Below are 13,390 nucleotides of genomic sequence, written 5' to 3' on the forward strand. Positions count from 1 at the left end.
TACTTTCTGATTACCCATGAGTTACTTTCGATCTGCTGGCGCACGGGTGGTTACAGCCTCATGACGACCAAGTGGACGTACCCAGAAGCCTTCGATCTGGGTATGTTCCTGGCCGTCAGGGCAGCCACCGAGCCTCGAGGAGTCGAGACCCGTGTCGGAAAACAAAGATCAGAAGTTCGTCTACGACTTCACCGAGGGAAACCGCGACCTCAAGGACCTTCTCGGCGGCAAGGGAGCCAACCTCGCCGAGATGACCAACCTGGGTCTCCCGGTCCCTCCCGGCTTCACCATCACCACCGAGGCCTGCAAGGTCTACCTCGACAGCGGCACGGCCCCGGCCGAGCTCCGCGACGAGGTCAGCGCCCACCTTGCCGCCCTCGAGACGAAGATGGGCAAGAAGCTCGGTCAGTCGGACGACCCGCTGCTGGTCTCCGTCCGCTCCGGCGCCAAGTTCTCCATGCCGGGCATGATGGACACGGTCCTCAACATCGGCCTCTCCGACGAGTCCGTGACCGGCCTCGCCACCCAGGCCGGCAACGAGCGCTTCGCGTGGGACTCGTACCGCCGCCTCATCCAGATGTTCGGCAAGACCGTCCTCGGCGTCGAGGGCGAGCTCTTCGAGGACGCCCTCGACGAGGCCAAGGCCGCCAAGAAGGTCACCGTCGACACCGACCTCGACGCCGCCGACCTCAAGAAGCTGGTCAAGGTCTTCAAGAAGATCGTGGCGAAGGAGGCCGGCCGCGAGTTCCCGCAGGACGCCCGCGAGCAGCTCGACCTCGCCGTCGAGGCGGTCTTCAACTCCTGGAACACCGACCGCGCCAAGCTCTACCGCCGCCAGGAGCGCATCCCCGGCGACCTGGGCACCGCCGTCAACATCTGCTCCATGGTCTTCGGCAACCTCGGCCCCGACTCGGGCACCGGCGTCGCCTTCACCCGCGACCCGGCCAGCGGCCACGCGGGCGTCTACGGCGACTACCTCCAGAACGCCCAGGGCGAGGACGTGGTCGCGGGCATCCGCAACACCGTGCCGCTCGCGGACCTGGAGGCCATCGACAAGGCCTCGTACGACCAGCTCATGACGATCATGGAGACGCTGGAGACCCACTACAAGGATCTCTGCGACATCGAGTTCACCATCGAGCGCGGCCAGCTGTGGATGCTCCAGACCCGCGTCGGCAAGCGCACCGCCGGTGCCGCCTTCCGGATCGCCACCCAGCTCGTGGACCAGGGTCTGATCGACGAGGCCGAGGCCCTCCAGCGCGTCAACGGCGCGCAGCTGGCGCAGCTGATGTTCCCGCGCTTCGACGAGGACGCGAAGACGACGCTGCTCGGCCGCGGCATCGCCGCCTCCCCGGGCGCGGCCGTCGGCAAGGCCGTCTTCGACTCGTACACGGCCGTCAAGTGGTCCCGCTCCGGCGAGAAGGTCATCCTGATCCGCCGCGAGACCAACCCGGACGACCTCGACGGCATGATCGCCTCAGAGGGCATCCTGACCTCGCGCGGCGGCAAGACCTCGCACGCCGCCGTCGTCGCCCGCGGCATGGGCAAGACCTGTGTCTGCGGCGCCGAGGAGCTCGACGTCGACACCAAGCGCCGCCGCATGACGGTCGGCGAGACGGTGATCGAGGAGGGCGACGTCGTCTCCATCGACGGCTCCACCGGCAAGGTCTACCTCGGCGAGGTACCCGTCGTACCGTCCCCGGTCGTCGAGTACTTCGAGGGCCGCATGCACGCCGGCGCCGACGACGCCGACGAGCTCGTCGCCGCCGTGCACCGCATCATGGCCTACGCGGACCGCGTCCGCCGCCTGCGGGTGCGCGCCAACGCCGACAACGCCGAGGACGCCTCGCGCGCCCGCCGCTTCGGCGCCCAGGGCATCGGCCTGTGCCGCACCGAGCACATGTTCCTCGGCGAGCGCCGTGAACTGGTGGAGCGACTGATCCTCGCGGACACCGACGGCGAGCGCGAGGAGGCACTCAGTGCCCTCCTGCCGCTGCAGAAGAAGGACTTCGTCGAGCTGTTCGAGGCGATGGACGGCCTGCCCGTCACCGTCCGCCTGCTCGACCCGCCGCTGCACGAGTTCCTGCCCGACATCACCGAGCTGTCGGTGCGCGTCGCCCTCGCCGAGTCCCGCAAGGACCACAACGAGAACGACCTGCGCCTGCTCCAGGCCGTCCACAAGCTGCACGAGCAGAACCCGATGCTGGGCCTGCGCGGTGTCCGCCTCGGCCTGGTCATCCCCGGCCTGTTCAAGATGCAGGTCCGGGCGATCGCCGAGGCGGCAGCCGAGCGCAAGAACGCCAAGGGCGACCCGCGCGCCGAGATCATGGTCCCGCTCGTGGGCACCGTCCAGGAGCTGGAGATCGTCCGCGACGAGGCCGACCAGGTCATCGCCGAGGTCGAGGCCGCCACCGGCACGAACCTCAAGCTGACCATCGGCACGATGATCGAGCTGCCGCGCGCCGCCCTGACGGCCGGGCAGATCGCCGAGGCCGCGCAGTTCTTCTCCTTCGGTACGAACGACCTGACCCAGACGGTGTGGGGCTTCTCCCGCGACGACGTCGAGGCCAGCTTCTTCACCGCGTACCTGGAGAAGGGCATCTTCGGGGTCTCGCCCTTCGAGACCATCGACAAGGACGGCGTCGGCTCGCTGGTCCGCTACGCCGTCGAGCAGGGCCGGGCCACCCGCCCCGACCTCAAGCTCGGCGTCTGCGGCGAGCACGGCGGTGACCCCGAGTCCGTCCACTTCTTCCACGAGGTCGGCCTCGACTACGTCTCCTGCTCGCCCTTCCGGATTCCGGTGGCGCGCCTGGAGGCCGGTCGCGCGGCCGCCGAGGCGAAGGGCAGCGACAGCCGCTGATCCCCGGCCCCGAGTAGGGCCCCCATAGACCGCGCCTGCCCCCGGGTTCCCTGACTGCCCGCGGGCGGGCGCGCCTATTTTTTTCTGTTCAACAAACCTTTACGCCAGCAGGCGGTGGACGGATCCCCACCCGTCCACCGCCGCTGTCATTCTGCCGGGCACGTCGGCGCTTCCCGGTGCGACCGACCGCCAGGCCCCGCAAAGCCCCCCACGGCCTTCGCGGAGCGTTTCGGTCGCATCGGAGTGTGCCCGGCGGAGTACAGGATTTCGGTTGTCACGCCCCTGCCGAAAGGGGTTTCAACTGTGGCCGAAAGGGCGTGGTGACCACGTGTGACGGCATGCATACTCATGGGGCGGGGGGATTGCGGTTGCACAGGTGGGGGTTCGGTGCTGCGTATCCATTTCACTGGAGTGGACCTGGCACGCGTACGGATGGCAGGGCGTCCCGATGCGTTGTGGGAAACGATTCTCAGCTTTCACCGCTTAAGGGACCGGCGTGATGCCCGGTTCTTCGGTGAATGGCGCACGGAAACTCGGAGCAGGTTGAATGGTGAAACACGCATGCTCGGCATGCTCATACCGGGACGCGGCTATTTCCCCGATTTCCTGACCCCCGTGGAGGGGCAGTACGGGTGGGACGTGGCGCTCGACGCACTGCGCGGGATCCGTCCCGAGCGGATGCGCCGCGAGCTCACACTGCTCGGCGCCGGGTCCGCAGCGGGCGCGGGGCCCGGGGCGGGTGCGGGAGCGTCGATGGCGCCGCGGCTGCGGGAGTTCATGGACGGCGGCACCAAGCACCTGCCCAGGCTCCTGGGCGAGCTGCGCGCCTACCACCGGGCGGCCGTGGAGCCGTACTGGACGCACATCCAGGCCCAGATAGAGGCCGAGCGGGCCGCACGCGGCCGGGCCCTGCTGGACGGGGGCGCGGACGAACTGCTGGCCTCGCTGCCGCCGATGCTGCGCTGGCGGGCCCCGGTGCTGGAGTGCGACTACCCGGTCGACCGGGACGTACGGCTGCGCGGGCGCGGGCTGCTGCTCCAGCCGTCCTTCTTCTGCCGGCGCACCGCGGTGACCCTGCACGATCCGGAGCTGCCGCCGGTGCTGGTCTATCCCGCCGCCTCCCACCTGGCCTCGGCCCCCACGGGCGGCGAGGCCGCGCGCACCGTCCACGTCGAGGAGCAGCGCCAGCGCACGCTGGGCAAGCTGGTGGGGCACACCCGCTCGGTGGTGCTGCGGGCCATCGGCGACGGCGCCACCACCAGCGAACTGGCCCGCCGGGCCGGGGTCTCGCTGGCCTCGGCGAGCCAGCACGCCTGCGTGATGCGGGAGGCCGGCCTGGTGACGACGCTGAGGCACGGCAACGCGGTGCTGCACACCGTGACCCCGCTCGGAGCGGCGCTGCTCAAGGGCGGCGCCGTGGCCTCGTGAGACACCGCGGCCCCCGGCGGTTCGCCGGGGGCCGCGGTGCTGCGGGGCCGGGGCTCAGGTGCGGAACGGGCCCGTCACCTCGTAGGTGATGCCCGCCGACGAGCTGCCGCTCGTACCGCGCTGGCTGGAGAAGTAGAGCCGGTTGCCGGCCGGGGAGAAGGCCGGGCCGGTGACCTCCGACGAGGACTGGCCGGTGATCCTCAGGAACGGCGCCACCACGTCGTCCGGGGTGATCACGCAGATCTCCATGCTGCCGCCGTCCTCGGCGACGTACAGGTCGCCGTACGAGGACCCGGTGACGTTGTCGACACCCGTCAGCGGGGCCGCGCCGCCCGGCACGAGGGAGTCGTCGTACGCCAGCTCGTACGTGTTGCTCGCGAGGTTGAGCTGCCAGACCCGGTTGTCGCCCTTGGTGGTGAACCAGACCGTGTCGTTGGCGTAGTGGCAGCCCTCGCCGCCGTTGAACTTCTTCGCGCCCGAGACCTGGCTGCGGGTCGCGGTCGGGGAACCGTCCGGGTCCGGCACGTTGGCCCACGTGAAGGAGCCGGAGGTGGCCGTGCCCGCCTTGAGGACCTGGAGGGTGCCCGTGGAGAGGTTGCCCCAGGTGGTGGGGACGAAGCGGTAGAAGCAGCCGCTGGAGTCGTCTTCGGTGAGGTAGATGACCTTGCGGACCGGGTCGGCGGCCGCCGCCTCGTGGTTGAAGCGGCCCATCGCGGAGCGGCGGACGGCGGCGTTCACGCCCCACGGGTCGGTCTCGTACACGTAGCCGAGGCTGACCTCCTCACAGGACAGCCAGGTGTTCCAGGGGGTCGCGCCGCCCGCGCAGTTCCGGTTGGTGTTGGACAGGATCCGGTAGGCGGAGGTGATCGAGCCCGACGAGTCGAACTTCACCGCGCTCGCGCCGCCGGTGGAGGAGATCTCCGAGTTGGAGACGTAGATCCAGCCCGTGCCGTCGGCGAAGCAGGCGCCGCCGTCGGGGGCGCTGTGCCACTTGTAGGTGGTGGAGCCGACGTTCTGCCCGGAGCGGGCGATCACGCGGCTGCTGAACCCGGCGGGCAGCTGGATGCCGTTCGCGTCCGCCGCGCCGAGCGCTCCGTACGGTCCGGCGCCGGGCTGGGCGGGCGCCGCGTAGGCGGCGCCGTGCATCAACGTGCCGCCGAAGGCGGCGGCCGACGAACCGATCACTGCGCCGCGCAGGAAGGTACGACGTTCCACGGTCACTCCTGTGGGAGGAAGGCCCCGCGGCCGGTCGGACGCGGGGTCGCACGCGTCGAGGAACCTAGGAGGCGCCAGTTGACGTGGCGCCAACTCCTCATTACGTACGAGCGACCGGTCAGGTTCAATCCTCCGGCAGGGATTTTCGGGGCGCCGGGGAGCTCTCCCTCCGTGTGACGTACCGCGGGACTTTCGCCCCTGCGAGGGCCCGCCATGAGGCAGGATGGTGGAACGATGAACCATTTCGCCGCCGCCGACGACATCTCGGGCCGCGCCGACCTCGACGTCGTGCTGCGCCGCTTCTACACGGCGGCCTTCGCGGATCCCAGGATCGGGCCCTTCTTCACCGAGATCGCCGGTACGGACCTTGAGGTCCACCTGCTCCGGATCACCGACTTCTGGGAGCGTGCCCTCTTCCGCACCGCCGAGTACGGGCGCGACGCCTTCGCCCCGCACGCCGCCCTGCACTCGGCGCGGGCGCTGACCGCCGCCGACTTCGGGCGCTGGGTCCAGCTGTGGCGCGCGACCGTCGACGGCCTGCACCGGGGACCGAACGCCGAGCGGGCCAAGGCGCAGGGCGAGCGGATCGCGCTGGCCCTGCACAAGCGGCTCGCGGGCCCTGGGGCGTCCATGGAGGGCGAGGACGGCCCGGGCTTCGTCCCGCTGGCGGCACTCGAGCTGCGCTCGCTGGCCTGACCTGCGGTTTCGTGCCGCCGGGCAGGCCTGGAAAGAAATCTCGAAAAAATCTCGCGGGGAGCGATGAGTTTCCCTGCGGCCCCCGGTCTACCCCTCGAAAGCAGCGACCACCGCGCGAGAGAAGAGAGACCGAGATGTCCCAGCCCCAGATGATCTTCGTCAACCTGCCGGTCAAGGACCTGGACGCCGCCAAGGCCTTCTGGGAGAAGCTCGGCTACTCCTTCAACCCGCAGTTCACCGACGAGACCGCCGCCTCCCTGGTGATCAGCGACACCATCTTCGCGATGCTGCTGACCGAGGAGAAGTTCAAGGAGTTCGCCACCAAGCCGGTCGCCGACGCCGCCAAGACCACCGAGGTGATGGTCGCCCTGAGCGCGGACAGCCGCGCCAAGGTCGACGAGGTCGTCGACGCCGCTCTCGCGGCGGGCGCCACCGAGCCGCGACCGGCCGTGGACATGGGCTTCATGTACGGCCGCGCCTTCGAGGACCTGGACCACCACGTGTGGGAGTACGTCTGGATGGACCCGGCCGCCATCCAGGGCTGATGCCGGCTACGAGGTCGCGGCGGTCCGCACCGGGTAGGTCCGGACCGCCACCTCCTCGTCGTCCAGGCAGCGCCCCGACTCCAGGTCGAAGCGCTGCTTGAGCAGCGGCGAGGCCACGAAGGGCCGGCCCGCCGCACTCCCCAGCAGCCCCCGCGACAGCACGTGCGCGCCCGTGAAGGGGTCCTGGTTGCCGATGGCGTACGGGCGCCCCGCGCGGTCGACGAACACCGCGGCCTGACTCCCGTCGGGCAGCAGGGCCGCGACCCCGCGCCCGGGAATGAGGGCGGACAGCTCGCACACCGTCAGCCAGCCTTCGGCCACCCGCAGTTCGACAGTCATCGGACGGCTCCTCCTATGGTCAGGACGGCCAGGTCGGGCTTGACCTGGTCGCGCTCGGGGACGAACTTCACGGTCGGGTCGGGGGCGCCGGGCGCGTTGACGAAGGACACGAACCGGCGCAGCCGCTCCGGGTCCTCGAGCGTCTCCGCCCATTCGTCGCGGTAGTGCGCCACGTGGTCGGCCATCAGGGCCTCCAGCTCCGCGCACAGCCCCAGCGAGTCGTGCACGACCACGTCCCGCAGATGGGCCAGGCCGCCCTCGAGCCGCTCCAGCCAGGTCGAGGTCCGCTCCAGCCGGTCGGCGGTGCGGATGTAGAACATCAGGAACCGGTCGATCAGCCGGACCAGTTCCGCATCGGACAGGTCCTGGGCGAGGAGGTCGGCGTGGCGCGGGGTGGCCCCGCCGTTGCCGCCCACGTAGAGGTTCCAGCCGCTCGCCGTCGCGATGACCCCGAAGTCCTTGCTCTGCGCCTCCGCACACTCGCGGGTGCAGCCGGAGACCGCCGACTTGAGCTTGTGCGGGGCGCGCAGCCCCCGGTAGCGCAGCTCCAGGTCGATGGCCATCCGTACGCTGTCCTGCACGCCGTAGCGGCACCAGGTCTGCCCCACGCAGGACTTCACCGTCCGCAGGGCCTTGCCGTACGCGTGCCCGGACTCGAACCCGGCGTCGACGAGCCGCGCCCAGATCCGCGGGAGCTGGTCCACGCTCGCGCCGAAGAGGTCGATCCGCTGGCCGCCGGTGATCTTCGTGTAGAGGCCGAAGTCGCGGGCCACCTCGCCGATCACGATCAGCTTGTCCGGGGTGATCTCACCGCCGGGGATGCGCGGGACCACCGAGTACGAGCCGTTGCGCTGCATGTTCGCGAGGAAGTGGTCGTTGGTGTCCTGGAGGGCGGCCTGCTCCCCCTCCAGCACGTAGCCGCTGGCGCCGACGGTCGGGGCGAGCGAGGCGATGATCGAGCCGACGGTGGGCTTGCACACCTCGCAGCCGTCGCCGCCGCGGGCCTCGGGGCGGCCGTGGCCGTCCAGGAGCTCCTGGTACGAGGCCAGCCGCAGGGTGCGGACGATCTCGTACAGCTCGGCGCGGGTGAAGGGGAAGCAGCCGCACAGTCCCTTGTCGGCGGAGGCCGGCAGCAACTGCCCGATCACCTTGAGGCAACCACCGCAGCCGGTGCCCGCCTTGGTGCACTTCTTGACCTCGGGCAGGGTGGAGAAGGCGGTGATGGCCTTCTTGGTGACGTTGTGGCAGGAGCAGATCACCGCGTGGTCGGGGAGCGAGGCCGGGCCGAGTGCGACGGGCGCGCCGAGACCGGCGGGCAGGACCAGCTGCTCGGGGGCGACGGGCGGCACGCTGCCGGTGAGCGGGCGCAGCAGGCCGTACGCGTCCGCGTCGCCGACCAGCACCCCGCCGAGCAGGACTCCGTCCGGGGAGACCACCAGCTTCTTGTAGACACCGGAGCGGGAGTCGGACCAGACCACGTCGAGGCTGCCGGGGGCGCTGCCGTGGGCGTCGCCGAACGAGGCCACGTCCACACCGAGCAGCTTGAGCTTGGTGGAGAGGTCGGCCCCGGTGAACTCCTTCTCCCTGCCCAGCAGATCGTCGGCGGCCGTCTCGGCCATCTCGTAGCCGGGGGCGACCAGGCCGTAGACGCGGCCGTCGGAGGCCAGTGCGCACTCGCCGATGGCGTAGACGTGCGGGTCGGAGGTGCGGCAGCGGGAGTCGACCGCGATGCCGCCGCGGGCGCCGACGTCCAGGCCGCAGTCACGGGCCAGCTGGTCGCGGGGGCGGACACCGGCGGAGAACACGACGAGGTCGGTCTCGACGGATGAACCGTCGGAGAGCAGCATCCCGTTGACGTGGCCGTCCTCGCCGGTCAGCACCTCCTGGGTGCCGACACCGGTGTGGACGGTGAGCCCCATGTTCTCGATGGTGCGCAGCAGGGCGGCGCCGCCGCCCTCGTCGACCTGGACGGGCATCAGGCGGGGGGCGAACTCCACGACGCGGGTGGCGAGCCCGAGCCCCTGCAGGGCGCCGGCGGCTTCGAGCCCGAGGAGACCGCCGCCGACGACCGCGCCGCTGGTGCGGTCCTTGGCGTACTCCTCGATGGCGAGGAGGTCCTCGATCGTGCGGTAGACGAAGCAGCCGGGGGCGTCCTTGCCGGGGACGGGCGGCACGAAGGGGAAGCTGCCGGTGGCCAGGACCAGGACGTCGTACGGGAACACCTGCCCGGAGCGGGAGGTGACGGTACGGGCGGCCCGGTCGACGGCCTCGGCCGGATCGCCGAGGTGGAGGGCGATGCCGTGCTCCTCCATGAACCCGGGCGGTGTCATGGACAGGTCCTCGGCGGTGCTGCCGGAGAAGTACGAGGTCAGGTGGACGCGGTCGTAGGCGGGCCGGGGCTCCTCGCAGAGCACGGTGATCCGGTGGGACCGGGTCGCACCGCGCTCGGCGAGCGCCTCCAGGTAGCGCTGGCCGACCATGCCGTGCCCGATGAGCACGATCGCGGGCAGGGGCTCGGTCATGTCAGTGGCCTCCGTCGTCGGTGAGCAGGTGGAACAGGTCGAGGGGTGCCTCGTCGCCCTCCCAGGTGCGGGCGACGGCGCCCACGGTGGAGAGCTCGCCGAGCAGGACTCCGCCGACGAGGCGGTCGTCGCGGAGGACGACCGTCCGGTAGGTCCGCCGGGTGGCGTCGGCGAAGCGGACCACGTCGTCGCCGGGGCGGGGGGTCGTCTCGCCGAAGCAGGCGAGGTCGAAGGGGCCGGTACCGGCGCCTCCGGCGGTGGTGGTGAGGGTGAGGCGGGTGAGGGCGCGGGTGCCGGTGTATGCGGCGTCCGCGCCGCTCAAGACCTCCGCGAGGACCTCGGCCTGCTCCAGTGCGGCTCCGGCCAGGCCGTACACCTGGCCGGCGTGCTCGGCGCAGTCGCCGATGGCGTGGATCCGGGGATCGCTGGTGCGCAGCCGGTCGTCGACCACGACGCCCTTGCGGACGTCGAGGCCGGCGGCCTGGGCGAGCCCGGTGCGGGGCCGGACGCCGCAGGCGAGCACGACGAGATCGGCGTCGAGGCGGTAGCCGTCGGCGAGCTCGACGCCGGTGACCTTGCGCCGTGCCGTCGGGCGCGGCGCCGCAGCCGAAACCGACAGGCCGCGGACTCGGCATTCCGTGTGGATCTCGATCCCGAGGTCGGTCAGGTGCGTGGCCAGCAAGGCGGAGGCGTCCGCGTTCAGCTGGCGTTCCATCAGCCGCTCGGACTGCTGCGCCAGGACCACCTGCGCACCCCGTGCGGCCAGCGCCCTGGCCGCCGAGACGCCCAGCAGGCCCCCGCCGATCACCACCGCCCGCACGCCGGGGCGTACGGCCTCCGAGAGGGCCAGGCAGTCGTCCATCGTGCGGAACGCGTGCACGCCGTCGGGCAGTTCCCGCCCCTCGGGCTCGAAAAGCCCCCGCAGCGGCGGCAGCACCGGGTTGGATCCGGTGGCCAGCACCAGCGTGTCGTACGCCAGGGCCGCGCCGTCGTCGCAGTGGACCGTGCGGTCGGCCCGGTCGATGCGGACCGCGCGGACGCCCCGCCGCAGTGCCGGACCGGCCTCCGGGAGCGCCGCCACCTCCGGCGCGTACCGGCCGGCCAGCACCTCGGCGAGCAGCACCCGGTTGTACGGAACGTGCTGTTCCTCGCCGAGTACGGTCACCGCCGCACCGCCGGCCAGCCGCGCAGCGAGCCGCAGGCCCGCTAGGCCGCCGCCGATCACCACCACACGCTGCTTCGAGGTCATGCCCCGAGCGTGCGGGTTCGCTGTTTCCCCGCCGCATCGCCGTTGTTACCCGGACGGAACGCCGCCCTCAGCGCACGGGTCGGGCGTCCGTGAGGCGCCGGCGTGCCGGCGGCGGTCGTGAACCCGGCGGCGCCGGTGGCGCCGGACCGGGCGCCGGCCAGGCGAAGCTCAACCTTTGCGCAAGTTTCCGGGTATTGAATGGATCCGGCACCCGACAGGACCATAGGGTCAGGTTGTGCCTGACATATCGCTGACCATGATCATCATGCTGTGCGTGGCCGCGGCGGCGGCCGGCTGGATCGACGCGGTGGTGGGCGGCGGCGGTCTGCTGCTCCTTCCCGCCCTGCTGCTCGGCCTGCCGAACGCCCACCCGGCCACCGTGCTCGGCACCAACAAGGCCGTCGCCATCGTCGGTACGACGGGCGCGGCCGTGACCTATCTCCGCAAGGCCCCGGTGGACGTGAAGCTCGCCGTCCGCATCGGCCTCGCCGCGCTCGCCGGATCGATGGGCGGGGCCGCGCTGGCCGGCGGCATCAGCAAGGACGCGCTCCGGCCGCTGATCATGGTGGTGCTGGTGGTCGTCGCCGCCTTCGTGCTCTTCCGGCCCGCCTTCGGCACCGCCCCGAGCGCCTCGCCCGTCAGCCGGCAGCGGGTGCTGCTCGCCATCGGTCTCGCCGGGCTCGGCATCGGCTTCTACGACGGGCTCATCGGGCCGGGCACCGGCACCTTCCTGGTGCTCGCGCTGACCGCCCTGCTCCACCTCGACCTGGTCACCGCCTCCGCGACCGCCAAGATCGTCAACGTCTGCACGAACGCCGGGGCGCTCGTGATGTTCGCCTACCAGGGCATGGTGCTGTGGCAGCTGGCCGCGCTCATGGCGGCGTTCAACCTGGCCGGCGGCATGATCGGCGCAGGCATGGCCCTCAAGAAGGGCAGCGGCTTCGTCCGCGGCGTGCTGCTGACGGTGGTGGGTGCGCTGGTGATCAAGCTCGGCCTCGAGCAGTGGGGATAGGGATCCCGGCCTAGTACGTGCCGGTGAGGTGGGCGAAGACGACCACGTTGCCGCGGTAGCCCGTACGCGGCGAGAAGCCCCCGCCGCAGGTGATCACCCGCAGCTCGGCGCGCGCCGAAGGACCGTACACGCGGGTGTCGGGAAAGGACTCGGCGTCGTAGACCTCGACCGCGTGGACCGTGAACACGGCGGTACGGCCGTCCGCGCGCGGGACCTCGACGGTGGCCCCGCGGCGCAGGGCGCCCAGGTGGTAGAAGACCCCCGGCCCGGCGGCGTCGTCCACGTGCCCCGCGACGACGGCCGTGCCGGTGGCGCCCGGGGTGGTGCCGTCGCGGTACCAGCCGGCCAGGTCCCGCCGGTCGGGCGGGGGCACTTCGAGGCTGCCGCCCGGCTGCAGGCCGAGGCCGGTCAGCGGGGCGTCGACGCGGATGGAGGGGATCCGGATCCGCGTGGGCGGTGAGCCGGTGAGCGGCGCGATACCGGGACCCGTGGTCCCGCCGGCGGTCAGGGCCTCGGCGGGGGAGGGCAGCGGCGGCCCGACGGGCTCGCGGGAGCCGCTGGTCACGAGCCAGATGCCGACACACGCGGCGAGGGCCACGAGGCCTCCGTGGCGGGTCCCGCGGAAATCGCCACCCATGCGTGCCCCCTCGGCTTTTCGTTTCGGCTTTCCGGTTGGGGTGACTGGCCGTCGCCCGGCCCCGCGAACGGGGGGACCTCGCGGGGCGGGCGACGGGGGACGGTACCGGTCGGACCGCGGCCGGAGCCGCGGTGGGCGTCCGTCAGCTCTGCGTGCCGCTCGCCCGGCGACGCAGGAGCCAGGTACCGCCGACGGCGGTCGCGGCCAGCACGGCCGCTCCCGCCGCGATCTTGGCGGGGTCGGTGGTGGTGGTCGTGCCACCGCCCACCCCGGTCTGGACGTGGCCCTGCGGGCCGCGTTCGGTGACGACCAGGTCGCCGGTGGCGAACTTGCCGTTCGAGCAGGTCGCCCCGATGTCGTAGGTGCCGGCGCGGGTGCCGCGGGCGACCTGGAACTGCCCCACGACCACCTCCTTGTGGGTGCCCGGGACCAGCCTGAACCGGCCGCCACCCACCGTGGTGGCATCACCCTCGGCATGGCTGCCGGGCCCGCAGGCGGTGGTGTTCACCGTGACGGTGGCGCCCGGGGCGGCGGATTTCGGCCACACCTCCAGCGCGGCGAAGTCGCCGGGCGCGAAGCTCACCATGCCGAGATCCGCGGCGGCCACCGCACCGGCGACCGGGCCGGCGAAAGCGGCGCAGGTCATCGCGGCGGCAGTCAGCGCGTGGGCTGTACGTCGACGCATGGGAACTCCCTGGAGACACGGGGTCGTGCTTCCGAGGTAACCCGGCCCGCCCGCCTCGCGCCTGCTGATGTGCCGTCAGGTTCCCTGGCGAGCGCCCGGCCGCACGGAGGTTTGCGCAGGTCAAAGCCGCTGATGCGGCCATCCGGGCCGCCTTCGCCGTCCGGGTGACCGGCAGCGGGAGCGGTCAGGCCGGCGGGAGCAC

General features: G+C 71.7%; 11 protein-coding genes. 5 read left to right on the forward strand and 6 right to left on the reverse strand.

Annotated features, from left to right (window positions below; translation table 11 throughout):
• Positions 1-151 precede the first annotated feature (151 nt).
• Positions 152-2,860 carry a pyruvate, phosphate dikinase gene (ppdK, locus tag ACIPUC_RS06840; RefSeq protein ID WP_446587131.1) on the forward strand — a complete coding sequence of 903 codons (2,709 nt, stop codon included), beginning with the start codon at positions 152-154 and terminating at the stop codon, positions 2,858-2,860.
• 387 nt (positions 2,861-3,247) lie between these two features.
• A complete protein-coding gene (locus ACIPUC_RS06845) occupies positions 3,248-4,288 on the forward strand; it encodes a helix-turn-helix domain-containing protein (protein WP_446587132.1) in 1,041 nt (346 codons plus the stop codon).
• A gap of 54 nt (positions 4,289-4,342) precedes the next feature.
• Here ACIPUC_RS06845 and ACIPUC_RS06850 read toward each other — a convergent pair whose 3' ends face one another.
• A complete protein-coding gene (locus tag ACIPUC_RS06850; RefSeq protein ID WP_446587133.1) occupies positions 4,343-5,503 on the reverse strand; it encodes an alkaline phosphatase PhoX in 1,161 nt (386 codons plus the stop codon).
• A 234-nt stretch (positions 5,504-5,737) separates the two neighbouring features.
• On the opposite strand from ACIPUC_RS06850, the gene ACIPUC_RS06855 reads away from it, so the two are divergent.
• Positions 5,738-6,199 (forward strand): group III truncated hemoglobin, encoded by a 462-nt coding sequence (locus tag ACIPUC_RS06855; protein ID WP_446587134.1) that lies wholly within the window; start codon positions 5,738-5,740, stop codon positions 6,197-6,199.
• Positions 6,200-6,333: 134 nt separating this feature from the next.
• Entirely contained in the window at positions 6,334-6,744 is a 411-nt protein-coding gene (locus tag ACIPUC_RS06860; RefSeq protein ID WP_446587135.1) for a VOC family protein, read from the forward strand.
• Between the two features lie 6 nt (positions 6,745-6,750).
• Here the strand turns inward: ACIPUC_RS06860 and nirD are convergent, their stop codons facing one another.
• From nirD to ACIPUC_RS06875, 3 genes are read right to left on the reverse strand one after another with little or no spacing between them, the layout of a single operon-like run.
• Positions 6,751-7,083 carry a nitrite reductase small subunit NirD gene (nirD, locus tag ACIPUC_RS06865; protein WP_361760646.1) on the reverse strand — a complete coding sequence of 111 codons (333 nt, stop codon included), beginning with the start codon at positions 7,081-7,083 and terminating at the stop codon, positions 6,751-6,753.
• The gene (gene nirB, locus ACIPUC_RS06870; protein ID WP_446587136.1) at positions 7,080-9,605 is read right to left on the reverse strand and encodes a nitrite reductase large subunit NirB; all 2,526 of its coding nucleotides are present in this window, start codon (positions 9,603-9,605) and stop codon (positions 7,080-7,082) included. Before nirB ends, nirD begins: the two co-directional genes overlap by 4 nt.
• A gap of 1 nt (position 9,606) precedes the next feature.
• Positions 9,607-10,854, reverse strand: coding sequence for an NAD(P)/FAD-dependent oxidoreductase (locus tag ACIPUC_RS06875; protein WP_446587137.1), 1,248 nt, complete (start codon positions 10,852-10,854; stop codon positions 9,607-9,609).
• A gap of 235 nt (positions 10,855-11,089) precedes the next feature.
• On the opposite strand from ACIPUC_RS06875, the gene ACIPUC_RS06880 reads away from it, so the two are divergent.
• Positions 11,090-11,866, forward strand: coding sequence for a sulfite exporter TauE/SafE family protein (locus ACIPUC_RS06880; protein WP_446587138.1), 777 nt, complete (start codon positions 11,090-11,092; stop codon positions 11,864-11,866).
• Positions 11,867-11,876: 10 nt separating this feature from the next.
• Here ACIPUC_RS06880 and ACIPUC_RS06885 read toward each other — a convergent pair whose 3' ends face one another.
• Together ACIPUC_RS06885 and ACIPUC_RS06890 are read right to left on the reverse strand one after the other, a co-directional pair.
• Positions 11,877-12,503, reverse strand: a complete 627-nt coding sequence (locus ACIPUC_RS06885; protein ID WP_446587139.1) for a class F sortase — start codon at positions 12,501-12,503, stop codon at positions 11,877-11,879.
• A 142-nt stretch (positions 12,504-12,645) separates the two neighbouring features.
• Positions 12,646-13,188, reverse strand: coding sequence for a hypothetical protein (locus ACIPUC_RS06890; protein ID WP_446587140.1), 543 nt, complete (start codon positions 13,186-13,188; stop codon positions 12,646-12,648).
• Positions 13,189-13,390: the final 202 nt, after the last annotated feature.

It is taken from the genome of Streptomyces sp. LARHCF249, from assembly GCF_052871255.1.